Source organism: Acinetobacter brisouii CIP 110357, from assembly GCF_000488275.1.
Taxonomy (GTDB): domain Bacteria; phylum Pseudomonadota; class Gammaproteobacteria; order Pseudomonadales; family Moraxellaceae; genus Acinetobacter; species Acinetobacter brisouii.
The window spans coordinates 1,377,635-1,400,324 of sequence record NZ_KI530762.1 but is presented as its reverse complement, the minus strand read 5'-3'; the positions used below and the strand labels follow the sequence as shown (position 1 = coordinate 1,400,324).

The 22,690-nt window shown below is 40.2% G+C and carries 23 protein-coding genes; 14 read left to right on the top strand and 9 right to left on the bottom strand.

All coding sequences use genetic code 11. The annotated features are described in order from the left end of the window. Window positions 1–229: 229 nt before the first annotated feature. Window positions 230–1,660, bottom strand: coding sequence for a pyridoxal phosphate-dependent aminotransferase (locus tag P255_RS06585; RefSeq protein WP_004904984.1), 1,431 nt, complete (start codon window positions 1,658–1,660; stop codon window positions 230–232). A 229-nt stretch (window positions 1,661–1,889) separates the two neighbouring features. On the opposite strand from P255_RS06585, the gene msrB reads away from it, so the two are divergent. From msrB to P255_RS06565, 4 genes are read left to right on the top strand one after another with little or no spacing between them, the layout of a single operon-like run. Then, window positions 1,890–2,309: a peptide-methionine (R)-S-oxide reductase MsrB gene (msrB, locus tag P255_RS06580; RefSeq protein ID WP_004904985.1), complete on the top strand. Its 420-nt coding sequence runs from the start codon at window positions 1,890–1,892 to the stop codon at window positions 2,307–2,309. Continuing rightward, window positions 2,306–2,803, top strand: coding sequence for a glutathione peroxidase (locus tag P255_RS06575; protein ID WP_004904986.1), 498 nt, complete (start codon window positions 2,306–2,308; stop codon window positions 2,801–2,803). The genes msrB and P255_RS06575 overlap by 4 nt, the downstream gene beginning before the upstream one ends. A gap of 19 nt (window positions 2,804–2,822) precedes the next feature. After that, window positions 2,823–3,629 carry a helix-turn-helix transcriptional regulator gene (locus P255_RS06570; protein WP_044450473.1) on the top strand — a complete coding sequence of 269 codons (807 nt, stop codon included), beginning with the start codon at window positions 2,823–2,825 and terminating at the stop codon, window positions 3,627–3,629. A 51-nt stretch (window positions 3,630–3,680) separates the two neighbouring features. Continuing rightward, window positions 3,681–4,298, top strand: coding sequence for a LysE family translocator (locus P255_RS06565; protein ID WP_004904990.1), 618 nt, complete (start codon window positions 3,681–3,683; stop codon window positions 4,296–4,298). Between the two features lie 49 nt (window positions 4,299–4,347). On the opposite strand, the gene P255_RS06560 is transcribed toward P255_RS06565, so the two are convergent. The 6 genes from P255_RS06560 to P255_RS06535 all read right to left on the bottom strand — a co-directional run bounded on the left by P255_RS06560 (window position 4,348) and on the right by P255_RS06535 (window position 8,788). Beyond that, a complete protein-coding gene (locus P255_RS06560; protein ID WP_004904993.1) occupies window positions 4,348–5,082 on the bottom strand; it encodes a COG4705 family protein in 735 nt (244 codons plus the stop codon). Between the two features lie 204 nt (window positions 5,083–5,286). Then, window positions 5,287–6,036, bottom strand: a complete 750-nt coding sequence (locus tag P255_RS06555) for a YebC/PmpR family DNA-binding transcriptional regulator (protein ID WP_004904995.1) — start codon at window positions 6,034–6,036, stop codon at window positions 5,287–5,289. Window positions 6,037–6,144: 108 nt separating this feature from the next. Next, on the bottom strand, window positions 6,145–6,708 hold the full coding sequence (locus tag P255_RS06550; protein ID WP_004904998.1) for a 1-acyl-sn-glycerol-3-phosphate acyltransferase: 564 nt from the start codon (window positions 6,706–6,708) through the stop codon (window positions 6,145–6,147). 109 nt (window positions 6,709–6,817) lie between these two features. Further along, window positions 6,818–7,453, bottom strand: coding sequence for an OB-fold-containig protein (locus P255_RS06545; RefSeq protein WP_004905000.1), 636 nt, complete (start codon window positions 7,451–7,453; stop codon window positions 6,818–6,820). Between the two features lie 7 nt (window positions 7,454–7,460). After that, window positions 7,461–7,766 carry a Rieske (2Fe-2S) protein gene (locus tag P255_RS06540; RefSeq protein ID WP_162183193.1) on the bottom strand — a complete coding sequence of 102 codons (306 nt, stop codon included), beginning with the start codon at window positions 7,764–7,766 and terminating at the stop codon, window positions 7,461–7,463. A 17-nt stretch (window positions 7,767–7,783) separates the two neighbouring features. After that, the gene (locus P255_RS06535; RefSeq protein WP_004905004.1) at window positions 7,784–8,788 is read right to left on the bottom strand and encodes an adenosine kinase; all 1,005 of its coding nucleotides are present in this window, start codon (window positions 8,786–8,788) and stop codon (window positions 7,784–7,786) included. A 383-nt stretch (window positions 8,789–9,171) separates the two neighbouring features. On the opposite strand from P255_RS06535, the gene P255_RS06530 reads away from it, so the two are divergent. Then, the gene (locus P255_RS06530; RefSeq protein WP_004905005.1) at window positions 9,172–9,429 is read left to right on the top strand and encodes a hypothetical protein; all 258 of its coding nucleotides are present in this window, start codon (window positions 9,172–9,174) and stop codon (window positions 9,427–9,429) included. Here the strand turns inward: P255_RS06530 and P255_RS06525 are convergent. Continuing rightward, window positions 9,421–9,786, bottom strand: a complete 366-nt coding sequence (locus P255_RS06525; RefSeq protein WP_004905007.1) for a hypothetical protein — start codon at window positions 9,784–9,786, stop codon at window positions 9,421–9,423. The genes P255_RS06530 and P255_RS06525 overlap by 9 nt on opposite strands. Before the next feature lie 174 nt (window positions 9,787–9,960). Between P255_RS06525 and P255_RS06520 the strand changes: the two genes are divergently transcribed. Together P255_RS06520 and P255_RS06515 are read left to right on the top strand one after the other, a co-directional pair. Next, window positions 9,961–12,903, top strand: a complete 2,943-nt coding sequence (locus P255_RS06520) for an insulinase family protein (protein WP_004905008.1) — start codon at window positions 9,961–9,963, stop codon at window positions 12,901–12,903. Between the two features lie 19 nt (window positions 12,904–12,922). Next, window positions 12,923–14,122, top strand: a complete 1,200-nt coding sequence (locus P255_RS06515; RefSeq protein ID WP_004905010.1) for a phospholipase A — start codon at window positions 12,923–12,925, stop codon at window positions 14,120–14,122. Window positions 14,123–14,574: 452 nt separating this feature from the next. Here P255_RS06515 and ilvA read toward each other — a convergent pair whose 3' ends face one another. After that, complete coding sequence (ilvA, locus tag P255_RS06510; RefSeq protein WP_171063656.1) at window positions 14,575–16,119, bottom strand: threonine ammonia-lyase, biosynthetic; 1,545 nt, start codon at window positions 16,117–16,119, stop codon at window positions 14,575–14,577. 110 nt (window positions 16,120–16,229) lie between these two features. Here ilvA and rpiA point away from each other — a divergent pair, with 110 nt between their 5' ends. From rpiA to P255_RS06475, 7 genes are all read left to right on the top strand, one after another. Beyond that, complete coding sequence (gene rpiA, locus P255_RS06505; protein ID WP_004905012.1) at window positions 16,230–16,916, top strand: ribose-5-phosphate isomerase RpiA; 687 nt, start codon at window positions 16,230–16,232, stop codon at window positions 16,914–16,916. 2 nt (window positions 16,917–16,918) lie between these two features. Then, window positions 16,919–17,587, top strand: a complete 669-nt coding sequence (locus P255_RS06500) for a M48 family metallopeptidase (protein ID WP_004905014.1) — start codon at window positions 16,919–16,921, stop codon at window positions 17,585–17,587. A 120-nt stretch (window positions 17,588–17,707) separates the two neighbouring features. Next, entirely contained in the window at window positions 17,708–18,757 is a 1,050-nt protein-coding gene (argC, locus tag P255_RS06495) for an N-acetyl-gamma-glutamyl-phosphate reductase (RefSeq protein WP_004905015.1), read from the top strand. 63 nt (window positions 18,758–18,820) lie between these two features. After that, window positions 18,821–19,576 carry a DUF6776 family protein gene (locus P255_RS06490; protein WP_004905016.1) on the top strand — a complete coding sequence of 252 codons (756 nt, stop codon included), beginning with the start codon at window positions 18,821–18,823 and terminating at the stop codon, window positions 19,574–19,576. 14 nt (window positions 19,577–19,590) lie between these two features. After that, a complete protein-coding gene (gene clpS, locus P255_RS06485; protein ID WP_035365305.1) occupies window positions 19,591–20,007 on the top strand; it encodes an ATP-dependent Clp protease adapter ClpS in 417 nt (138 codons plus the stop codon). 13 nt (window positions 20,008–20,020) lie between these two features. Next, window positions 20,021–22,294 carry an ATP-dependent Clp protease ATP-binding subunit ClpA gene (gene clpA / locus P255_RS06480; protein ID WP_004905020.1) on the top strand — a complete coding sequence of 758 codons (2,274 nt, stop codon included), beginning with the start codon at window positions 20,021–20,023 and terminating at the stop codon, window positions 22,292–22,294. 6 nt (window positions 22,295–22,300) lie between these two features. Then, window positions 22,301–22,660 (top strand): YnfA family protein, encoded by a 360-nt coding sequence (locus P255_RS06475; protein WP_004905023.1) that lies wholly within the window; start codon window positions 22,301–22,303, stop codon window positions 22,658–22,660. Window positions 22,661–22,690 lie beyond the last annotated feature (30 nt).

Here is a 22,690-nt window from a genome sequence, read left to right as displayed (position 1 = left end):
AAAAATTTTAATGAATAGTAAAAATTAAACATGGGGGAATAAGAGAGATAATAATTGTTTTTTGTTTCCTATATTTTTGATAAATATATCATTTATTTTATTCTTGGCTTTTAATTGAGTAATTAAGTTAATTAATTGTTATTTATAATCGAAGAAATTGGCTTGGGTTTGGTATGAAAAAAAAGCAGCGTCTATTTTGAGCGCTGCTTTTTCCATTGCATCATTTAACTTAACGTAAAGTGGCTAAGAAACGCCCCATTCGAGTGATTGCTTCTCTTAGTTCATTTTCTGCAGGCAAGAACACGACACGGAAATGGTCTGGTGTTGGCCAGTTAAAACCTGTTCCTTGTACCAGTAAGACTTTCTCGGCACGTAACAGGTCAAGCATTAACTTTTCATCGTCCTTAATTGGATATACTGTTGGGTCAAGGCGAGGGAAGCAATACATTGCACCTTCAGGTTTGACACAACTCACACCAGGAATTTCATTCAGCATTTGCCATGCAATATTGCGTTGTTCATACAGGCGACCACCTGGGCGAATCAAATCATTAATTGACTGATAGCCACCCAGTGCAGTTTGAATTGCATATTGTGCCTGATGGTTTGCACAAAGACGCATTGATGCCAGCATGTCCAAGCCTTCGATATAGTCGGTTGCACGAGACTTGTCGCCCGTGATTGCCATCCAGCCTGCGCGGAAACCAGCGATACGATAGGCTTTAGATAATCCATTGAAGGAAATGCACAGGTGATTTCCCGCTAAAGATGCTAAAGCAACATGTTCAATTCCGTCATAAATGATTTTGTCGTAGATTTCATCTGCAAACAAAATCAGATCGTATTTTTTTGCAAGAGCAACAATCTGCTCCAAAATGTGGCGCGGATAAACTGACCCCGTTGGGTTGTTTGGGTTAATGACCACAATCCCGCGTGTATTTGCGGTGATTTTACTTTCCATATCCGCAATATCTGGATACCAGCTATTTTCCTCATCACATTTATAGTGAATTGCTGTACCACCCGATAAATTGACTGCGGCTGTCCAAAGTGGATAGTCTGGCATTGGAACCAGCATTTCATCGCCGTCATCAAGCAAGCCTTGCATTGCCATGACAATCAGTTCGGATACGCCATTACCAACATATACGTCATTGACATGCATGTTGAGAATGCCTTTTTGCTGATAATACTGGCAAATCGCTTTACGTGCAGGGAAAATGCCGCGCGAGTCTGTGTAACCAATTGCATTTGGTAAGTTTAAAGCAACATCGTTAATAATTTCTTGTGGGGCTTCAAAGCCAAACGGGGCAGGGTTGCCAATATTGAGCTTGATAATCTTGTGCCCTTGTTCCTCCATCTCGTTGGCCGCTCGTAACACTGGTCCACGAATGTCATAGCAAACATGCTCAAGTTTTGATGACTTTTTAATTTCTCGTGGGGTTTGGATAGTGTTCGTCATTTTGATGCTCTCAGAAGGAGTGGGGTTCACTTTTGCATAACGATATAAATAACTTTTGAATGTTTCAGTTGTTACTAGGTCAAGGTCATGTTGATCTCGAAGTAAGCTAACAATTTTTTCATGCGTAAATCCTGCCTGTTGATATTGTTTAATCACGGGCAGTAGATTTTTAAAAATAACGCTCTTTTTTTGCGACATTTTTTAATCCTAAGCAAGAATGGCTGTAAGAGTAACACTAATATTGCTCACAAAAAAGCACTTACCAAATAAAATTGCTTACTTTTATTGTTAATATTGCTTCCTTTTTGCTTTTTTATTGTTTATACATGTTTTGTAATTTGTGAATTAAAGACTAGAAATTTTAGAATGAATAACGTAAATATAGGATTATCCTATTTTAAACAGCAAAATAGACAGGGATAGAATCATGGGAAAATTGAATAAAACACCAAGAGAATGGCAAAGAGAGTTATCGCCAGAAGAATATAGAATTACACGCCAAAAAGGTACAGAAGCTCCATTTACAGGGAAATACTGGAATACTAAACAGTCAGGAACTTATGTGTGTCGCTGTTGCGGTGCGCCATTATTTGAGTCAGATGCCAAATATGATAGTGGTTGTGGTTGGCCAAGTTTTTATAAGCCGATTAATAATACTGCAATAGAAGAACATGATGATTTGAGCCACGGAATGGTACGTGTCGAAATTGTTTGTCATCACTGCGATGCACATTTGGGGCATGTTTTTGAAGATGGCCCACAGCCAACAGGCCTACGTTACTGTGTAAATTCCGCATCTCTGGAACTAAAAACACAAGAAAAAGGCGATGAGGAAACTTATCCATGACTAAAATTTATCAATTTGAAGCAGAACGCCTAGACGGTCATATCCAGTCTATGGCCGATTACGAAGGCAAGGTGCTGCTGATCGTCAATACTGCCAGTAAGTGTGGTTTCACTCCACAGTTTTCGGGTCTGGAAAAGCTCTATCAAAAGTATCGGGATCAGGGGTTAGTTGTATTGGGCTTTCCATGTAATCAGTTTGGTGGACAAGACCCTGGAAGCAACGAAGAAATAGATAACTTTTGCAAGCGGAATTACGGTGTAAGTTTTCCAATGTTTGCTAAAGTCGATGTAAAAGGCCCTGAAGCACATGCAATTTTTCGCCTGCTCACCCGTGAAGCTAAGGGGATTTTAGGTAGTCAAAGTATTAAGTGGAATTTCACTAAATTCCTGATTGGGAGAAATGGCGAGGTGATTAATCGCTATGCACCAACGACCAAACCTGAAAGTTTAGAGCAGGATATTGAACGCGCACTTGCTGTTACCCAATTTGCTTGAGTTCTGGTCAGATCCTCGCATGCCTTATGTGGAAACACGGCGGGCATGTGAAAGTCGTATTTGCTATAAGGCACATAGTCATCCAACACTGTCAATTGGTGCGGTGGATGCAGGGCAAAGCACTTTTTATAGTGCTTTTACTGATGAAGTGACCATTCAGCAAGGAAGCCTTGTTGTTATTCCTGCACATATTGAGCATTCTTGTAATCCAGTGCAGCATCAGCACTGGAGTTACCAAATGTTGCATGTTGATGCAACTTGGTTAGAACAATTATCGAGTGAAGTGCATTGTTTATTGCTCGAAAAAATGCCGATGCCGCAGCTCAAGCCTCTTGTGCTACATGGCTCTGTGACTTATCAAGCATTTTGTCAGATGAATCAGACATTGCTTGATTCAGATGTGTTAATTACAGAAAAAGAACAAGTATTAATCGAGTGTCTCACACAGCTCTTATTTCCATATATCGACTGGCAACAATTACCGCAACATGCTTATTTTCATCAACATTTACACCTGCTGATAACCCTTTGCCAAAATGCACAAGGTTTTTTATCTTTAGAGCAACTTGCAGAGAAAATTGGTGTTAGTCGTTATGTGGTCATTCGCTTATTTAAAGCTAATCTTGGTTTAACCCCGCATTTGTTTCAAGTTAATCTTAAAATTCATCAAGCTCGTCAAGCATTAAAAACAGGCGCAAAAATTAGTACGCTCGCAACCGATCTGGGTTTTAGTGATCAAAGTCATTTTCATAAAGTCTTTAAGGCGCATGCTGGTGTGACTCCGAAACAGTATCAGCAAGGTTTTTCCCGCACTTTTTTACAATAAAATTGTTCAGCAATTTCCTAAGCTCAAGCCACGTCAGTATTTGAGTGCGCTATGAATTTTTTTGTTGTTATTGCCGTTACACATTTTCTTGCTTTGCTTTCTCCAGGCCCCGATTTCTTCCTGTTATTAACGACATTACTGCGTTATTCACATCGGGCAGCTTATCGAGTTGCTTGGGGAATCGCATTGGGTAATGCCTTGATTCTTGGGGTGTTGATGGTGTTGCTTAATACTCTTGGGCAGTTGAGTTCGAATTTCTTGTTTGGGTTGCGCTATGTGGGAGCGCTGTATTTATTTTATCTTTCATGGCTGTGTCTTCGCTACGCTCACCATCATTTGAACTTAGAACAGTCAGTACATCAGCAGATGAATGCTGAGGTGACTTGGCAATCTTTACTTGGGATGGGGCTACAATCAAGTTTACTCAATCCTAAAAACTGGATGTTTTATAGTAGTCTAATGATTTTACTTCCACAGCAGACCAGTGCTGTTTATAAAATTTCCATAAGTATCTGGATGGTGATGGTCGTTTTGATTTGGAATATCAGTGTAGTGACATGGCTGACCCGACCACAATGCTTGCAATATTTACAGCGCTATACGCCACATATCTATTATCTGTCAGGTATCTGTTTTTCTATTTTTGCTGTAGTGTTGTTGTGTATTTAATTAAAATCAAGGAGATCAAATCAATGTGATCTCCTTATTTATTTCGGATTTATGTATTTGCTTTTGAAGCACGTGTGGAAATAAAAATAAAGATAAACATCAATACAATAAGAACGAATGATGCCCCAAAACGGCTTAGGTCTAAACCACCATGAGAAATCGGTTTATCCAGAAAATCACCTAAAACGGCGCCTAATGGGCGAGTAAGAATGAACGCACTCCAAAACAGAAATGTGTGTGAGATCTTTGTCCAAAAGTAGCCCAGAGTGAGCAGCAGTAGCATACTGCCAAAAATAATCGCAGAATATAAATAGCCTAAGCCTTGAGTGTCCGCAACCCAGTCTCCCAAGGCTGTTCCCAGCGTTTGTGAAAACATGATGGTCACCCAGTAAAACATCTCGGTTTTCGTGGATCGAATATTTTGCACGGAAAGAGAACGATCACTGTAATACCAGATTGCGAGCGAACACAATAAAAGTGTAAGCAATAACAAGCTTCCACCGAAGTACCCAATACCTAGTGAACGATCGACAAAATCTGCAATTGTTGTGCCTAATGTTGTCGTGGTAATAATGGTGAGCCAGTAAAGATATGGATGATATTGTTTAGCTTTAATCTGTAGGCTCACAAAAAAAGCAAAGAGCAAGAAAAAAATAGCACTACTGAGGATATACCCCAAATCGAGTGACATTGAGAGAGCATCTCCCGCCGTTTCACCAAGTGTTGTAGCAGCAATTTTTATCAGCCAGAAAATTAAAGTGACCTGAGGTACTTTATTCAGCATGTGTAAGTTCCCATTTTTTATGAATGGGCAATAGTGTAAAGGTCGGATATGATGTGCAGCTTAGTGTGTTTCGGTTGGTAAAATTTTGATAATAATGATTTTTTTATAATTCTTAATTTTGCTTAAGTTTCATATATTGATTGTGTAAACATAAAAAAACGAGATTTAAAATTTTAAATCTCGTTTTTAGCTGAAGCAAGCGAATTAAGCATCTAGCTGTGCAAGAACTTCATCAGAAAATTCAACGTTGGTATAAACGTTTTGAACATCATCTAGATCTTCAAGCATATCAATCATTTTCATGATTTGTTTGGCTTGGTCGATGTCTGTAATTTCAGCTTTAGTCGATGGACTCATAACCACTTCAGCATTGTCAGATTTTAAGCCAGCCGCAGTTAAAGCATCTTGTACTGTACCAAAGCTTTCAGGTGAGGTAATCACCAAGATTTCGTCTTCATCAATTTCGATATCATCTGCACCAGCTTCTAAAGCCACTTCCATGATTTTATCTTCTAAAGACACATCTTCAAATGTAATTTCACCACGTTTAGTAAACAGGTAAGATACAGAACCATTGGTGCCCAAGTTACCATTGGTTTTGCTAAAACAATGGCGAACATCAGGAACAGTACGGTTTAAGTTATCAGTCATGGTTTCAACCAGTACTGCAACACCACCTACGCCGTAACCTTCATATGTTACTTCGTTTAAATCGTCGTTATCTTCACCACCAGCACCACGTTGAATGGCACGGTTAATTGCTTCACGAGTCATATTTACCGATAAAGCTTTTTCAACCACAGCACGTAAACGAGGGTTGCTTGCTGCATCGCCACCGCCCAATTTTGCTGCGGTTACAATTTCACGGATATATTTGGTAAAAACTTTAGCACGGCTGGCATCTTGTTTTGCTTTACGATGCTTTGTGTTTGCCCACTTGGAATGACCCGCCATGTAAATATGCTCCTCAAAAGATTGGTCTATACCAGATCAAAAAACTGCGTGATTTTAGCATAATCACTTTTATTTCACCAAGAAGATTTCGGTAAATCCCTATAAAGCTTATGTGTTTTTGGGTTCTGGAATAACAATATCCAGCTCTGCGAGTTCTTTGTAAAGGTCTTTAAGCGTTTGCATGTCCTGATCAAAATCATGCGGGTAAATTTTTCCAATAATGCCCCCTTGTCTGGTTTTGGGGTTGGCATACATCATCACAATTGGAACATTTGCTGCTTTGGCAATATGCCAAAAACCTGTGCGGATTGGTTTGCGGGGTTCACCATTTTTGGCACGTGTGGCTTCAGGTGCAATCACCAGATTAAATTTATTATTGCTTTGAAAAAGTTCCACCATTTGTGAAACTGTATCTTGTTTGGCTTTGCGGTCAACAGGAATCGCACCTACAGCTTTGAGCAGGGGTGCCATAGGGCCTTTAAATAGTTCCTTTTTCATTAAGGTATGGGTTTGTAAACCCAAAATTTGAAAGAGTGATATAGATAAGACACCATCAAGCATGGATGTATGTTCAAAACCAATAATTACTTGTTTGTCCTCAAGAATGTCGTCTTGAAGATGATATGTCCAACCTGAAAGTTTAAAGGCGAGCTTTCCAAGTTGTTTTTTCATGAGATAACCTTACATCTTGTATTTTAATGACAAATGGCGGTAAACGCCAAAAAAGATGCTGGATTGTATGACTCAAATCGGCTTTCGACAAGTTAAATCGTGGTTGTGCTTAGGCATCGTGATGGCTAAACATATCATCGTCAAATAAATGATTCGATTCGACAATTTTTTTAGCGATGTAATAAGATTCGCGTCTACGAATTAAAATAATTTGCGAGTTGAGTTCAAGTTCTCCAAACTCTGAACGAACCTGTACATAATGCAATTGTCCATATTCATCGCGCACACGGGCTTGAGCTGTACTTTCAGGACGAGCATTGCCATTGCAAATCGTAGCAAGTCGACCAATCAGGTTTTTTTGTTTGCTCTCAAATTTCGGTCGAATCACCTGATCTAAACAGTGAATCATAAACACAGTAAAAAATAGGGCAATCACCAGTGCGGGTAGAAGCAGATAGACAACAGGCGCAAAATGATTTTGATATGCAAAAAAGAACAGTTGCAAAAAATAACCAGCAAAGCTGAAATTAATCAGAAAAAAAACCACAATCAGGAGTTTTGAAAATTTGATGTCTAACAGTGGCGTTTTGATGATATGTGGAAACAGGTGTTTTAACGAGGCGAAAGGGCGTCCACCCAAATAAAACCCGACTGTTTCAACCAGGCTCAAAATCACCAATGCCATCACACTGGCGTGAAATGGCATCAATTCATAACTGGTCAGAAAAGCATGTAAACTGCTCATGAGCAACTCAAGACAAGTAAATACCGCCATCTGAATGTATCCGAAGCTCTACTTTTTGTAGGGATTCGCCCAGACATGGTCCAGAAATACATTCACCTGTTTCTACATTAAATAACGCACCATGAGTAGAGCATTGGATAAATTCCTGATCTTGATCTAAAAATTGATTTTCTAGAAATTCAAGTTCAACTTGCAAATGTGGGCACAGGTTTTTATATGCGTAAAACATTCCATCACGTTGAGTCACAAAAATAGTTTCGCCTTTATCATTGTCAAAGGCACGTGCTTCACGTTCAGGAATATCTTCAGTCATGCAAATTTTGTGGGTCATTATGCAAGATCCAGTTCGATGCTTTGCTGTAGTCTAGCATATTTTTCAATTGCGAGACGTGGGCCAAACTGAGCTACAACTTCGCTTGAAATTAAAATTGCAAGTTCAGCTGCTTGTTCTAGGTTTGAACCTTGGTGAATCGCATATAAGAATGCACCTGCAAAAGCATCGCCCGCACCGTTGGTATCAACAGCTTTGACTTTACGACCTTCTACATGAATTTTTTCGTTTTGGCTCGCAACCAGTGCACCTTTTGCACCTAGAGTAATCACAACATTTTGATTATTTTCTAGTAAAACAGCTAATGCTGCATCCAAGTCAGCAGTTTCGGTAAACATCAAGGCTTCTTGTTCGTTACAGAACAACAAGTCCACACCGTCAGCCAATAACTCGGTTAAACCTGCACGAGCATATTGCACCATAGCTGGATCAGACAAAGACAATGCAATTTTGACATCATTGGCTTTGGCAATTTCGCGTGCTTTGGCAACCGCGTGGCGAGCAGTATCACTGGTAGATAAATAACCTTCAATATATAGCCACTGCGCTTGTTCTAAAGGTTGAAAGTCGATTTGATCGACAGACAGCTCTGCGGTAATCCCTAAATAGGTATGCATAGTGCGTTCAGTATCTGGAGTAATCAGAACCATACAGGTTCCTGTTACACCTTCACTAATAGATTGTTGAGCTGTGAAGATACCTGCTTCATTTAAACCATCAAGGTAGGTCTGACCGAGTTCATCGTGACCCACGCGGCAACCATAAAAGGCACGGCCACCTAAAGCACTAAATGCGACAGTTGTATTGGCAGCGGAACCACCACTCGCTTGACCTTTATAGGTTTGAGAGGCTTGTAAATTTGTATAAAGACGTGTCTGAGCCTCACCATCAGCCAGTTGCATGGTACCTTTTTGCAAATTTTGTGTTGCTAAAAAGTCATCGGAAACCTGAAATTCTTGGTCAATCAGGGCATTACCAAGTGCAAAAAGGGCAATTTTTGACATGTGTGGGCTCATTGCAAGTTTTTAAGGCTGAACATTTTACACTAAGCGAAAACAATACAGTAGTTAAGATGAATAAAATTCAGGTTTTGACTGTAAAAGTGGATTTTTATTCAAAAATAATGAATTAAGCAGTAATAATGGCTAGGTTTTTTATTGTGCTGACCATTTTTAAGGTTGTTTTAGTCACTAAATAGCCTAAGTTTTGTTGATGAATTTTAACACAAAAACGCATTTAGAATATCAAGCCTCTTTTATAAATTCCTTTTATTTTCATTATAAGAGACTCACAAGAAGAAATTTTTTTGAAAAATCCGATTGAATGTTTAACACGATTATTGGTTAAAACTGAAAATCAGATTCGATGATATTGAAATAGTAAGAAAATGAGTCGACTTAATCGTAAAGAACTCATTAATTTGATTATACGTATTATGAATGCAGAAGGTTCAGACGCAGAGCTAGATGCTGATATTGAACAGTTAATTCAACTTTCTGAAATGCTAGATGTCACCAATCTCATTTTTATCCTGAAACTGATGATGTATCGGCAGAGGATATTGCAGATACGATCATCAGTTTCAAACCACAATTACTTGAATAACAAAGTTTCAGATTTTGTGTTCTCAGTGTATTCAGTCTAAATGCGGGCTAGTTCGTCCTGCAAGCTTATCGAAATCCCTTACTTTGACCCAACCTTGAGTATCTGTCACGCCGTCATTGGCGGTATACATCACATACATCCACCATTGATTTTCATTTTTGACTTTTTGATACATAAACACTGTATCTTTAGAAATAATAAACACATTTTTGCTTTTGCACTGTTCTGATGGGGCAGAATAAAAATAACTACGCAAGCCTTTTAGGCTTTTTACCTTGTAGAGACCTTGTACTCCACCATTGTTCTCAGCAATTTTGGCAAGCTGATCACAGTTGGGGCTTGCATATAAGCTGCTTGAAATAAGACAAGAGATTGCAAATAAGTAAGATTTTTTCATTGTCATCTACACTTTGTATTTTTACATGGATGAAAGGGGTTATTTTTCGTTGTAAATCTGATCTGCGCTTGCATGATATAAAACCAAAATACTCAAGTTTTTACATGAAAATCTAGAGTATCTGTCGCATAATACCAAAATATGATTGATGATGATTTTTATTTAGGAGAGCACATGACTGTAGATGTCACTGAAACCATTACTCAAACGATTCATCCCGCGTTTCAGCTGTTACGTCAGCATCATGTTGAGGCTTTAGACATCGATGTTTATGAATATAAACACAAAGTGACTGGTGCTGTGCATTATCATTTAGCCAGTCAAAATGATGAAAATGTATTTTTAGTTGCGTTTCGTACCCAGCCAATGGATTCTAAAGGCGAAGCCCATATTTTGGAACATACAGCGCTTTGTGGTTCAGAGCGTTTTCCTGTGCGCGATCCGTTCTTTTTAATGATTCGCCGTTCATTAAATACGTTTATGAACGCGTTCACTTCAGCAGACTGGACAGCATATCCATTTGCAACACAAAACAAAAAAGATTTTCAAAATCTGCTTGCTGTTTACCTTGACGCAGCATTTGCTGCAAACCTCAATCCTTTAGATTTTGCCCAAGAAGGGATTCGGGTCGAGTTAGATGAGCAAGGCAAGCCTGTATTTAAAGGCGTGGTATTTAATGAAATGAAAGGTGCAATGAGTTCGCCTTCAGATCAGCTTTACCATCAACTGGCGCATCATTTATTCCCGACGACGACCTATCATTACAACTCTGGCGGTGACCCAAAAGATATCCCAGATTTGACCTATGGCGAACTGCTTGAGTTCTATCAAACACATTATCACCCAAGTAACGCCGTGTTTATGACCTTTGGTGATCAAACTGCATATGAGTTACAAGAGCAGATTGAAACTCAGGTATTGCATAAATTCCAGGCAGGGCGAACTTTACACTCGACTCCAGAACAGCGCTTGGCCGCACCGATTGAAGTCACTGAAACTTATGCAGTCGATGCAGAAGACCTCAAAGGTAAAACTTATCATGTACTTGCGTGGTTATTGCCTGAAGCCAGTGATATTAAACTGCGTTTAGGTATGCGCCTGGTTGAAGGTATTTTACTGGAAAATTCTGCATCACCACTGCGCCATTATTTGGAAACGTGTGGTTATGCCGATTCTACAGGTCCATTTATGGGCGTCGATGACAGCAACTTTGAAATGACCTTTTACTGTGCGGTACAGGGCTCAGATCCTGAACATGCCCAAACGTTTAAAGAGGGCGTATTAAACATACTGCAAGAAGCTGCTTCTAAACCTGTTGATTCCAAGATGGTTGATTCAATTTTACATCAGATTGAATTACATCAGCGTGAAGTCGGTGGAGATGGTACGCCGTATGGTTTAAGTCTGATTTTAAATGGTTTAAGTAGCGCGATTCATCACAGTGATCCTGTACATGTATGGGATGTTGATGCGGCTATGGAAGCTGTGAAAGAAGAACTGAAAGACCCAATGTGGTTGTCTAAACTAATACAAACCTATTTGCTTGATAATACACACTGTGTGCAGCTGACTTTAGTGCCAGATGCCAATAAATCAGCGCATGAAAAACAACTGGAACAGGCACGTTTAGACCAGATTGAAGCGAATTTAACAGACGCTGATCGCGCTGAGATTATTGCTAATACAGAAGCACTCAACAAACGTCAGGAAACACCAGATAATCTTGAGCTGTTACCTAAAGTCGGTTTAGAAGACATTCCAGCTGAAATCCAGATTGTACAAGGTGAGTTGCGCGAAATTATTAGCAATAACCACGATATGCCGTTGCATTTATACCATGCAGGAACCAATGGTTTGTACTATCAACAAGTGATTGTTGAAATTCCAGATGTTGTGGTGCAATCGCCATATTTCAACTTACTGTCAATTTTAGTTGGCGAAGTTGGTGCTGGTGAGTATGACTACTTGGCGCTTCAACATGTACAAACTGCTGTGAGTGGTGGTTTGGGCATGGGAGCTTCATTACGTAGCGGTTTGAATGATAAAAATCAGATCAGTGCATTTTTAACTTTAACCACGAAGTCTTTGGCAGATCGTTTTGATGCGATTGGTTTATTGAAACTGGCGTTTGAAAAACTACGTTTCGATGAAAAAGACCGTATTTTAGAATTGTTGCAACAGCGTAAAACACGTTGGCAATCACGTTTGTCTGGCTCAGGACACAGTTATGCTATGCAGATTGCTTCGCGTCACATGAGTGCTTTAGCAGAGCGTGATTATTTCAACACAGGTCTGGGTGCTTTGAACTGGCTGATAGAGCTGATTGAAAAAATTCAAAAAGATGAACAGGCTTATACTGATTTTATTCAGGAATTAAAAAATATTCATCAGTTGTTATTGCAAGCACCAAAACAATTTTTACTGGTTTGTGAAGACATGCACAGTCAAACATTGGTTGAGCATGTACAGGATGTTTGGGATAAAGTTGAATTTTCTCATGAGCCAATCGAATTAAGTACAGTACGCCGTGAAGATTCTAAGCAAGATCAGGCATGGCTCATTCAGACCAATGTACAATTCTGTTCGGCTGCTTATCAGGCTGTAGAAGTATCACATCCTGACGCTGCGGTATTTATGGTCTTGGCAGGCTACTTGCGCAATGGTTTCTTACATAGCGCGATTCGTGAAAAGGGTGGTGCGTATGGTGGTGGCGCAAGTTACGATGGCAATGCCTGTGCGTTCCGTTTCTATAGCTACCGTGACCCGCGTCTCACTGAAACTTTCCAAGATTTTGAAGCGAGCTTGAATTGGTTGATGACTGCACCACAGTTACCGCATCAGCTTGAAGAGGCGATTTTGGGCTTGATTGCTGGTATGGATAAACCAGGTTCTCCAGCAGGTGAAGCGATTAGTGCATGTTATGCGTTGTTACACAAACGTTCACCTGCATTTAGAACCCAGCTACGTGCACAAATATTGGCAGTCACATTAGATGATTTAAAACGTGTTGTAGAGCAATATTTGCTTAACCATAAAGCAGTAAAAGCGGTTGTTGCACCATTTACCAAACGAGAGCAACTGGAACAACTAGGTTTTGAGATTCAACAAGTCAATTAATCTGTTGGAGATTCAACATATGTCGTTCAAAGCGATTGAACGTACTTATCAGGCACTGCGATTTATTCCAGTGCTTGGTGGCGGGTTATTGTGTTGCTCTATGAGTTTTGCTGAAGAAAAAACATCAGAAAATTTTCATCCTACCAGTGGGCAGGCCTGTGCAGGAATTATCGCTGATTCTGACCGTCTGGCCTGTTATGACAGCTATTTTAAACCGAAGCTCTTACAAGATAATGCGCCTTTAAATGCTTTGACCGAGACAGCGACTCAACCAAGTCAGCTCATGTCTGTGCCTGCTACAACAGTGGCGCAAAGCAGCACAGAAGATGCCAGCTTAAAAGAAAAGCTCGCCCGCTCTTTGCACTATATTTATTCAAATGATGCGCGGCAACCTTTGAATACCCAAAACTCTTTGCTAGACAGCCGTTGGGAATTGTCTGAAAAAAGCAAATTGGGTACATGGAATATTCGGGGATATAAACCGATTTATGTGTTACCAATTTTTTGGACAAGCAATCGTAATGTATACCCGAGCAGCCCAAATCCGTTGAATACTGTGACCGAGCGGCAAGATCTGAAGTTCACAGAATCCAAATTCCAGTTGTCTTTAAAAACCAAAGCATGGGAAAACATCTTTGGTGACAATGGTGATTTATGGATTGGTTATACTCAGTCGTCACGTTGGCAAGTCTATAATGCAGAAAATTCACGCCCATTTCGGGAAACCAACTATGAACCTGAAGCAAGCCTGATTTTTCGCACCAACTATAACCTGATGGGACTAGATGGTCGTTTGTTTGGCGTAAGTTTTAACCATCAGTCCAATGGGCGTGCCGATCCATTTTCGCGTAGCTGGAATCGTGTCATGTTAAACTTTGGTTTTGAACGTGACAATTTTGCCATTATGATTCGCCCATGGTATCGAATTCCTGAAAATACGCGGGATGATAACAACCCTGATATTGAAAATTATATGGGGCGCGGCGATATTACGGCATTTTACCGCGTAAATGACTATGACTTCTCTTTAATGTTACGCCACTCTTTACGTACAGGCGATGCATCGCATGGTGCAGTACAGTTTGACTGGACATTCCCGATTAAAGGTAAATTACGTGGTCAAATTCAGTACTTTAGTGGTTATGGTGAAAGTTTGATTGACTATAACCATCGTGCTAATTACATCGGGGTGGGTGTTTCCTTGATGGATTGGTTCTAAATTTTCCCACATTAAAAAAACCATGCTAAGCATGGTTTTTTTATAAACAAAATTTAAATAGCCTAAGTATTTCATAGTTTAAACTTACTCAAAAACTAAAATTAAACCATCAATTAATTCGAGTCATAAAATAATTCAAAGAGCTTTTCTTCAATACTGCGGTTAAATTAAGTCAAATAAAGAACTAAATACCTTAGTAATGAGTTTAACTGTGTTGTAATCCCTGATCATCATTCAGCCAGGCATACCGCAGACATGACTGCAAACAAACAGTCAATCTAAAAACTTTTATTGGGTTTAAACATTGGCATGATATATAAACCACAAAAAATCAGTATATAGGTAGTTAAAGCTATAGTCAGAGCTTCAGTTTAAATACACTTTAAAAGCAATAAACTTCGCCAAAAACAAAAAACCGATGCATGAGGCATCGGTTTTTTGTTTCAAGCAACTTATTTTAAGAAGCGTTTGTAGCCTAAGTTTTGGCTAATTTCTTCATACGGATAAGTAATCTTTTCTAATGTTTCAATTAATACGTCTGGTTGTTCATCTGCATCTGTCGCCTGTAAACCAACAAGTACACGACCTTCAGCCGCACCGTGATTACGGTAGTGGAATAAGGTAATGTTATGGTTTGGTCCTAAACGCTCTAGGAAAGTTAGTAATGCACCTGGGCGTTCAGGGAATTCGACACGGAACAGACGCTCATTGTTGATGTTGGCATGCCCACCAATCAAATAACGGATGTGTAATTTTGCGACTTCATCATCAGATAAATCGTCCACATCGTAATTGGCTTTGAGCGACTCAAAGATTTCTTTGCGTTCAGCCTGACCACCTTTTAAGCTAATGCCGACAAAGACTTGCGCTGAATGTTCATCATTACAACGGTAGTTAAATTCGGTAATGTTGCGACCTTGCAAGGCACGGCAGAAGTTCAGGAAAGACCCTTTTTCTTCAGGAATAGTCACTGCATAAATTGCTTCGCGATGTTCACCAAGTTCGGTACGTTCTGCAATGTAGCGTAAACGGTCAAAGTTCATGTTGGCGCCACACACGATAGACACCATGTTTTTGCCTTGAATACCGGTTTCAGCCACAAATTTTTTGATTGCTGCAAGTGCCATAGCACCCGATGGCTCGACAATACTGCGAGTTTCATCATAAGTGTCTTTGATTGCTGCACAGATTTCATCAGTATTGACGGTAATGATTTCAGGCTCAATGATTTTTCCTGAACCATCTGATTTGTCCATACGCAAAATATCAAATGGCAGTGCGCCAATTTGTGCAACTGCTGTACCGTCGGCAAATAAACCCACTTGAGGTAGAACAACACGTTCATTGGCTGCTAATGCTGCTTTTAAACAGGCTGATTCATCATATTCAACGCCGACAACTTTGACATGAGGTGCAACTTCACCGAAGTATGCGGCAATGCCTGAAATTAGACCGCCACCACCAACAGCAACAAAAATATAGTCGACTTCGCGCCATTGACGGTGAATCTCATTGGCAATTGTGCCTTGACCTGCAATCACCAGTTCATCGTCATATGGGGGAATGAACGTTAGACCTTCTTCTTGCGCGCGTTGCTGAGCATATTTGTTGGCTGCATCAAAAGCGTCACCATGTAAAACCACTTGTCCACCAAGACGTTTTACAGCTTGAACTTTAATATCTGGCGTGGTTTGCGGCATGACAATAATCGCTGGAATACCGAGTTTTGCGCCAGACAATGCCACACCTTGTGCATGGTTACCTGCCGAAGCCGTAATCACACCACGTTCTAACTGTTCTTTAGGAAGTTGGCTGATACGGTTATAAGCACCACGCAGCTTGAAAGAAAAAACAGGTTGTAAATCTTCACGCTTCAGACGAATATTATTATTGAGTTTTTGACTAATTCGTGGTGCCGCTTCGAGAGGAGATTCAATTGCAACGTCATAGACTGTTGCTTGTAAAATTTGTCTTACCAAGCGAAACAACATGTTCATCTTCCATTTAACAGTTTAAAATAGATTTACATTGTAACAAACCGCTTGTCTTTTGGGCGGCTAAATTACGCTAAATCTTTCATCATTTGAGATATTGAGTTAAAACCATTATGAGTCTATATGCAACCCAAGATGCGAAAAAACAAGCTGCAGCACAAGCCGCATTGAAACATTTGCCTAGAGGCGGCATTTTAGGTGTTGGTACAGGCAGTACAGTTAACTTTTTAATTGACTTGTTACCAGAACTACAACTTGAAGCGGCTGTGGCAAGTTCAAAAGCAACTGCCGAGCGTTTAACAAAGCTAGGGATTGAAGTTGTTGATATGAATCAGGTGGGAAGTCTCGATGCCTATGTTGATGGTGCCGATGAAATTGACCGTCATTTGCATATGATCAAAGGCGGCGGTGCGGCATTAACTCGTGAAAAAATTGTGGCATCAATTGCCCGAAAATTTGTATGTATCGTTGATGATTCAAAATGGGTTGAGCAACTTGGACGTGATTTCCCGCTTCCTGTTGAAGTGATTCCTATGGCGCGTTCAGCTGTTGCACGTAAACTGGTGTCTTTGGGTGGTGATCCTGTATTTCGTGTAGATGATCAGGAACAAGCAGTGATTACCGACAATGGTAATGTGATTCTGGATGTTTATAACTTAAATATTCTAGATGCACTAGAACTTGAGAAAACCATCAATAACATTCCAGGTGTCGTGACCAATGGTATTTTTGCGTTAAACAAGGCTGATATTGCGATTGTTGCCACTAACGATGGCATTGAAGAGCGTTTCGCAGTTTAACCATGTCGCAGGTTACGCTACCTGAAATTAAAATTGTACGTCACGCGAGGGCAACCCAGTTGCGCTTGCGTGTCTACACACATGAGATTCGTCTAACAGTTCCATTGCGCTGCAAACAAAAACAGGTTCAACAATTCTTAGAAGATTCACAGCCTTGGCTACAAGACACTTGGCAAAAAATCCAACAACAAAAACCTGCTGATTTTCCTGATAGTTTGGACTTATTCAACTTTCCTCAACTGGCAATTGTACCGCGCTTACAGCAACAAAATTTTGTTTTTGAACCTGAAAATAACTGTGTTTATTTACATCAGCAACAGGCTGCCAAAGCTTTAAAAAGTTTTGTGATTGCCCATGCCAAAAATACCTTACCCGAATTTCTTGAAGATGTGAGCCAGCAGATCGGCTTGCCTTACCAGTCTTATCAGATACGTTTTGCCAAGTCACGTTGGGGAAGTTGTAGTACTCAGCACAAAATTATGCTGAATGCCGCGCTGGTTTTATTACCCAAAGAAATTATTCGCTACGTCTGTGTGCATGAACTTGTGCATACACGCCATTTTAACCATAGTGCTGAATTTTGGCAGGAAGTTGCCCGACACGACGCCAATTTTCAGCAACATCGGCAGATATTGAAAAAATTTCAGTGGTCAAATTGGTGGCTAGGTTAAAGCGATTTTGATTTAAGGCTTGAAAAATCTATCCAGTTGATTATGAAATAGGTTTAGAAAAGCCAATCTTCCTGTCATACTAGACCTATTTTTTTAAAGTACAGCATGAGGTAACACAAAGTGATTTCAGTGGGTATTGTGGGTGGCACGGGTTATACAGGTGTTGAACTTTTGCGTATTTTACTTCGACATACGCAAGCTCAAGTGCAAGTTCTCACTTCACGGACTGAAGCTGGTAAACGTGTTGCCGATATGTTTCCAAATTTACGTGGGCATACCGATCTAGAATTTTCTGATTTAGATATTGACGTGCTGAAACAGTGTGATGTGGTGTTTTTTGCGACACCGCATGGGGTTGCCATGCAACATGCTCAAGCACTGACCGAAGCAAACACCAAAGTGATTGATTTGGCGGCTGACTTCCGTTTACAAAACCTTGAACAATTTGAGAAATGGTATGGCATGCAACATGCTTGCCCTGAGTTGTTAAAAGACTCGGTTTATGGTTTGTCTGAGTTAAATCGCGACAAAATCAAACAAGCCAACGTGATTGGTAACCCGGGTTGTTATCCAACAACTGTACAGCTTGGTTTGGCACCTGTATTAAAAGCAGCACAAGACCTCATTAAACCTGAAAGTATTATTATTGATGCAAAATCGGGTGTTTCAGGTGCTGGTCGTAAAGCTAGCCTTGGCATGATCTACTCGGAAAATGCCGATAACTTCAAGGCTTATGGGGTTGCAGGGCATCGCCATCATCCTGAAATTGTAGAGGCACTTGAAAATATTTCGGGTAAAACTGGTGTATTTGAACACGTGATTTTTATTCCGCACTTAGTGCCAATGATTCGCGGTATGTTAAGCACCATTTATGTGGACTTGACTGAAGCAGGTGCTCAGACCGATTTACAAGCCTTGTACGAGCAGTTTTATGCCAACGAGCCATTTGTAGATGTTATGCCAGCGGGTAGTTCGCCAGAAACCCGTAGTGTGCGTGGTGCAAACCAGTTACGTATTGCTTTGCATAAACCTCATCCAAACAAACTGATCGTGTTATCTGCGCAAGATAATCTGGTGAAAGGTGCAGCAGGGCAAGCCGTGCAAAATATGAACATTATGTTCGGTTTTGCAGAAGATGAAGGCTTGGCAGGTATTGGTTTATTACCATAATTTTTTTAAAGCAAAAAGAAGTGCCATTATTGTGATGGCACAGTAAAAAATTGAGCATTCGAGATGACAGATCAAACTACAGAATCGAATAATCCTTTAGATTCATACTCTGAGCCAAAAGCTCCCTTTTTACAATCCAATAAATTTTTGATATTGGCTGGTGTTGTGCTGCTATGTGGTGGAACAATACTGGGGTATTCTGTAGGGCATCGACAAGGTTTGTCAGTGGTTGGTTACGATGCTGACGCTCAGGAGTTGGTCGGGATCGTACAAAAGCAAAAAGACAACCTGAGTAATCTCAATAAAAGTTATAACATGGCGATTCAGGAACGTGATATTGCTGTGAGCAATACCAATGACTTGACAGCAGTTTTGAAAAAAACCAAAGATGATTTATCGATTGCACAATCGCAAAGTAAAATTTATCGCGATGTTTTACGGCAACGTGGCGGTTTAAGTCTAAGCATTCAAAATTTAAGTGTTAAGCCATTACCTGAAAATGCCTATGAATATCAGCTTGATTTGGCACAAATTAGTCCAAATAACAGTCGTGCAGTTGGTTCAGTTGAAATTCGTCTGATTCGTGGTACTGAGGTGTTGGCTGTACCTATGGAAGACAGCCAATTCAACTTTATGGACTTTGAACGCCTTACAGGGCGCTGGACGATGCCAAAAGACTTTGTGCCACAATATATTGAAATTCATTTAAATGGTTCTGTGTCGGAAGTTAAACGCTTTAGCTGGTTACGTGGAGAAGAAGTGAAAAATACATCAGCTTTCGTTTCCGAAGTTCCACAAGCAGAAGCCCGAGCACAATAACCATGAAATTAGATATGACAGCAAACATGAAACGAAAAATTTGTCTAAATGATGTCAAAATGACCTTTCAGCAATCAGGATATGTCGACTGGCATTTCAACCCGTCTTTGCATGATCAGTCTGACGAGCATCCTGATTCTGACCTCGCTGTCAAAACGGCTCCGCCCGAACTAAAGCGTCCTCCATTGTATGCTGTGGTGTTGTTGAATGATGATTACACACCTATGGACTTTGTTATTGAAATTTTACAAGAATTCTTTGCAATGAATCTTGACCAAGCCACTCAAGTAATGCTAACTGTACATTATGAGGGGAAAGGTGTCGCAGGCGTCTATCCTCGAGATATTGCTGAGACAAAAGCAAATCAGGTAAATAATTACGCTCGGTCACAAGGTCATCCATTACTTTGTCAGATTGAGCCAAAATCATAATAAGGGGGTCAACATGCTCAGTCGCCAATTAGAAGTATCATTGCGTTTAGCTGTAAGCATGGCTCGGCAAAAGAGACATGAGTTTTTGACGGTTGAACATTTACTCCTTGCATTGCTCGACAATGATTCTGCGGTTAATGCCTTAAAAGCATGTGGTGCAGATGTTGTTACGTTGCGTAAAGAGTTGGAAGAATATGTTGAACAGCATACGCCAAAACTTGGCGAAAATAGTGAGCAGGCACCACATCCAACTGAAAGTTTTGATCGTATTTTGCAACGTGCGATTTTCCATGTGCAATCTAGCGGCGGAGACCGTACTGTAGAAGGTGCAGATGTCCTTGTTGCTATGTATTCTGAACGAGATACTTTTGCAGTTTATTTATTAAAACGTCATCAAATTAATCGTTTAACTTTGACTCAATATCTTTCTCATGGTTCGCGTAAAGAAGAAATTCAGGTTGAAGAAGAATCTGACGATCTTGAAGGTGAAACCACCAACGCGGCAGCAGGCCCTTTAGAACAATATACAACCAATTTAAATGTTGAAGCTGCCAAAGGTAAAACTGATCCGCTCATTGGTCGTGAAAAAGAAATTGAACGTACCGCACAGATTCTTTGCCGTCGCCGCAAAAATAACCCGCTTCTTGTAGGTGATCCTGGCGTGGGTAAAACCTCAATTGCCGAAGGTTTGGCTTGGCTGATTGTGAATGGAAAAGCACCACAACCACTGAGTAAAGCTGAAGTTTATAGTCTGGATATTGGCGCATTGGTTGCAGGAACCAAGTATCGTGGTGATTTTGAAAAACGCTTGAAACAATTATTGACTGCGTTGAAAAAAAATCCAAATGCAATTTTATTTATTGATGAAATTCATATGATTATTGGTGCAGGCTCAAGTATGGGCAGCACGATGGATGCATCAAACCTGATTAAACCTGCATTGGCAAATGGTACATTGCGTTGCATTGGTTCAACTACATTCCAAGAATACCGTCAGGTATTTGAAAAAGACCATGCTTTATCTCGTCGTTTTCAAAAAGTTGATGTCAATGAACCAAGTATTTCAGAAACCATTGACATTCTTCGTGGGTTGAAAAGCAAATTCGAAGAATTCCATCATGTGGAATATGACGATAAAGCGCTTGTTTCAGCCGTTGAACTCGCAGCGAAATTCATTACAGACCGTTTCTTGCCAGATAAAGCCATTGATGTCATCGATGAGGCAGGGGCACAGCGCCGTTTAAAACCAAAAGAAGATAACAATCTGATTACGGTTGAAAACATTGAAGATGTTGTTGCTAAAATTGCCCGTATTCCACCAAAAACCGTATCGAAAGATGATAAAACTGTTTTGGAAAACCTTGAACGTGATTTGAAACGTGTAGTTTTTGGTCAAGACGAAGCAATTACTGCCTTGGCTTCTGCGATTAAACTGTCACGTGCTGGTTTGAAATCACCAGATAAACCTGTAGGTAGTTTTGTATTTGCAGGTCCAACAGGGGTGGGTAAAACCGAAGTCACCAAACAGTTGGCAAAACTTTTAGGTGTAGAGCTGGTACGTTTTGATATGTCTGAGTACATGGAACGTCATGCAGTCTCTCGTTTAATTGGTGCACCTCCTGGTTACGTCGGTTTTGATCAAGGCGGATTGCTCACAGACGCCATTCATAAAAACCCGCACTGCGTGTTGCTGCTTGATGAAATTGAGAAAGCACATCCTGACGTTTATAACTTGTTGTTGCAAATTATGGATCATGGCTCATTAACCGATAATAACGGTCGTAGATCTGATTTCCGTAATGTTATTTTAGTTCTTACCACCAATATTGGCGCAGAGAGTATCTCACGAAGCAGCATTGGTTTTACTGAACAAGACAACAGCAATGACAATCAGGAAGCAATGAAACGAGCTTTTTCACCTGAGTTCCGTAACCGTCTAGACAGTGTGATTCAATTTAAAGCCTTGCTTCCTGTCGTCATCGAATCTGTGGTTGATAAATTCTTAACTGAATTGCAAGCACAGCTTGATGATAAAAGAGTGGTGCTTGAAGTGGATCAAAGTGCACGTGACTGGTTAGCAACCAATGGTTATGATCGTCTAATGGGTGCTCGTCCAATGCAACGCCTGATTCAAGAGCACTTGAAAAAACCATTGGCTGAAATGATCCTGTTTGGAGAGTTAGCAGAATATGGTGGCAATGTTGCTGTGACCGTTAAAAAAGAAAATGGGAAAGATGTTGGTCTACAACTTACTGTATTTGAAGATCAAACCGCAGAACCTGCATAATTATTTATGAATGAAATTTTACCTATAGCCCAAATACTTCGTGTATTTGGGTTATTTCTTATTACAGCAATTGCTGAACTGCTTGGATGTTATTTTCCTTATTTGATTTTAAATCAGGGGAGGAGTGCATGGCTCTGGTTGCCCACGGCAATTAGCCTGATGTTATTTGTCTGGTTACTGACATTGCATCCTGCTGCTTCAGGTAAAATTTATGCAGCGTATGGTGGAGTTTATATTTTCACAGCCTTGCTTTGGCTGCGCTTTGTTGATCAAGTAATTCTAACTCGTTGGGATGTTTTGGGTGGGGTGATTGTGCTTATTGGCGCTGCAATCATCATATTACAACCACAAGGTTTGTTACGTTAATCTTTAAAATGATTTAAATAGCCTAAGTAA

Excerpts from the sequence above, each read along its gene's own strand:
- clpS (WP_035365305.1), top strand. The coding sequence starts at position 19,591 with ATGACAGCAAACATGAAACGAAAAATTTGTCTAAATGATGTCAAAATG.
- P255_RS06530 (WP_004905005.1), top strand. The coding sequence starts at position 9,172 with ATGAGTCGACTTAATCGTAAAGAACTCATTAATTTGATTATACGTATT.
- P255_RS06515 (WP_004905010.1), top strand. The coding sequence starts at position 12,923 with ATGTCGTTCAAAGCGATTGAACGTACTTATCAGGCACTGCGATTTATT.
- P255_RS06525 (WP_004905007.1), bottom strand. The coding sequence starts at position 9,786 with ATGAAAAAATCTTACTTATTTGCAATCTCTTGTCTTATTTCAAGCAGC.
- rpiA (WP_004905012.1), top strand. The coding sequence starts at position 16,230 with ATGAGTCTATATGCAACCCAAGATGCGAAAAAACAAGCTGCAGCACAA.
- P255_RS06575 (WP_004904986.1), top strand. The coding sequence starts at position 2,306 with ATGACTAAAATTTATCAATTTGAAGCAGAACGCCTAGACGGTCATATC.
- P255_RS06545 (WP_004905000.1), bottom strand. The coding sequence starts at position 7,453 with ATGAGCAGTTTACATGCTTTTCTGACCAGTTATGAATTGATGCCATTT.
- clpA (WP_004905020.1), top strand. The coding sequence starts at position 20,021 with ATGCTCAGTCGCCAATTAGAAGTATCATTGCGTTTAGCTGTAAGCATG.
- msrB (WP_004904985.1), top strand. The coding sequence starts at position 1,890 with ATGGGAAAATTGAATAAAACACCAAGAGAATGGCAAAGAGAGTTATCG.
- P255_RS06550 (WP_004904998.1), bottom strand. The coding sequence starts at position 6,708 with ATGAAAAAACAACTTGGAAAGCTCGCCTTTAAACTTTCAGGTTGGACA.
- P255_RS06570 (WP_044450473.1), top strand. The coding sequence starts at position 2,823 with ATGCCTTATGTGGAAACACGGCGGGCATGTGAAAGTCGTATTTGCTAT.
- P255_RS06560 (WP_004904993.1), bottom strand. The coding sequence starts at position 5,082 with ATGCTGAATAAAGTACCTCAGGTCACTTTAATTTTCTGGCTGATAAAA.
- P255_RS06555 (WP_004904995.1), bottom strand. The coding sequence starts at position 6,036 with ATGGCGGGTCATTCCAAGTGGGCAAACACAAAGCATCGTAAAGCAAAA.
- P255_RS06500 (WP_004905014.1), top strand. The coding sequence starts at position 16,919 with ATGTCGCAGGTTACGCTACCTGAAATTAAAATTGTACGTCACGCGAGG.
- P255_RS06540 (WP_162183193.1), bottom strand. The coding sequence starts at position 7,766 with ATGACTGAAGATATTCCTGAACGTGAAGCACGTGCCTTTGACAATGAT.
- P255_RS06535 (WP_004905004.1), bottom strand. The coding sequence starts at position 8,788 with ATGTCAAAAATTGCCCTTTTTGCACTTGGTAATGCCCTGATTGACCAA.
- ilvA (WP_171063656.1), bottom strand. The coding sequence starts at position 16,119 with ATGAACATGTTGTTTCGCTTGGTAAGACAAATTTTACAAGCAACAGTC.
- P255_RS06475 (WP_004905023.1), top strand. The coding sequence starts at position 22,301 with ATGAATGAAATTTTACCTATAGCCCAAATACTTCGTGTATTTGGGTTA.
- P255_RS06490 (WP_004905016.1), top strand. The coding sequence starts at position 18,821 with ATGACAGATCAAACTACAGAATCGAATAATCCTTTAGATTCATACTCT.
- P255_RS06520 (WP_004905008.1), top strand. The coding sequence starts at position 9,961 with ATGACTGTAGATGTCACTGAAACCATTACTCAAACGATTCATCCCGCG.
- P255_RS06565 (WP_004904990.1), top strand. The coding sequence starts at position 3,681 with ATGAATTTTTTTGTTGTTATTGCCGTTACACATTTTCTTGCTTTGCTT.
- P255_RS06585 (WP_004904984.1), bottom strand. The coding sequence starts at position 1,660 with ATGTCGCAAAAAAAGAGCGTTATTTTTAAAAATCTACTGCCCGTGATT.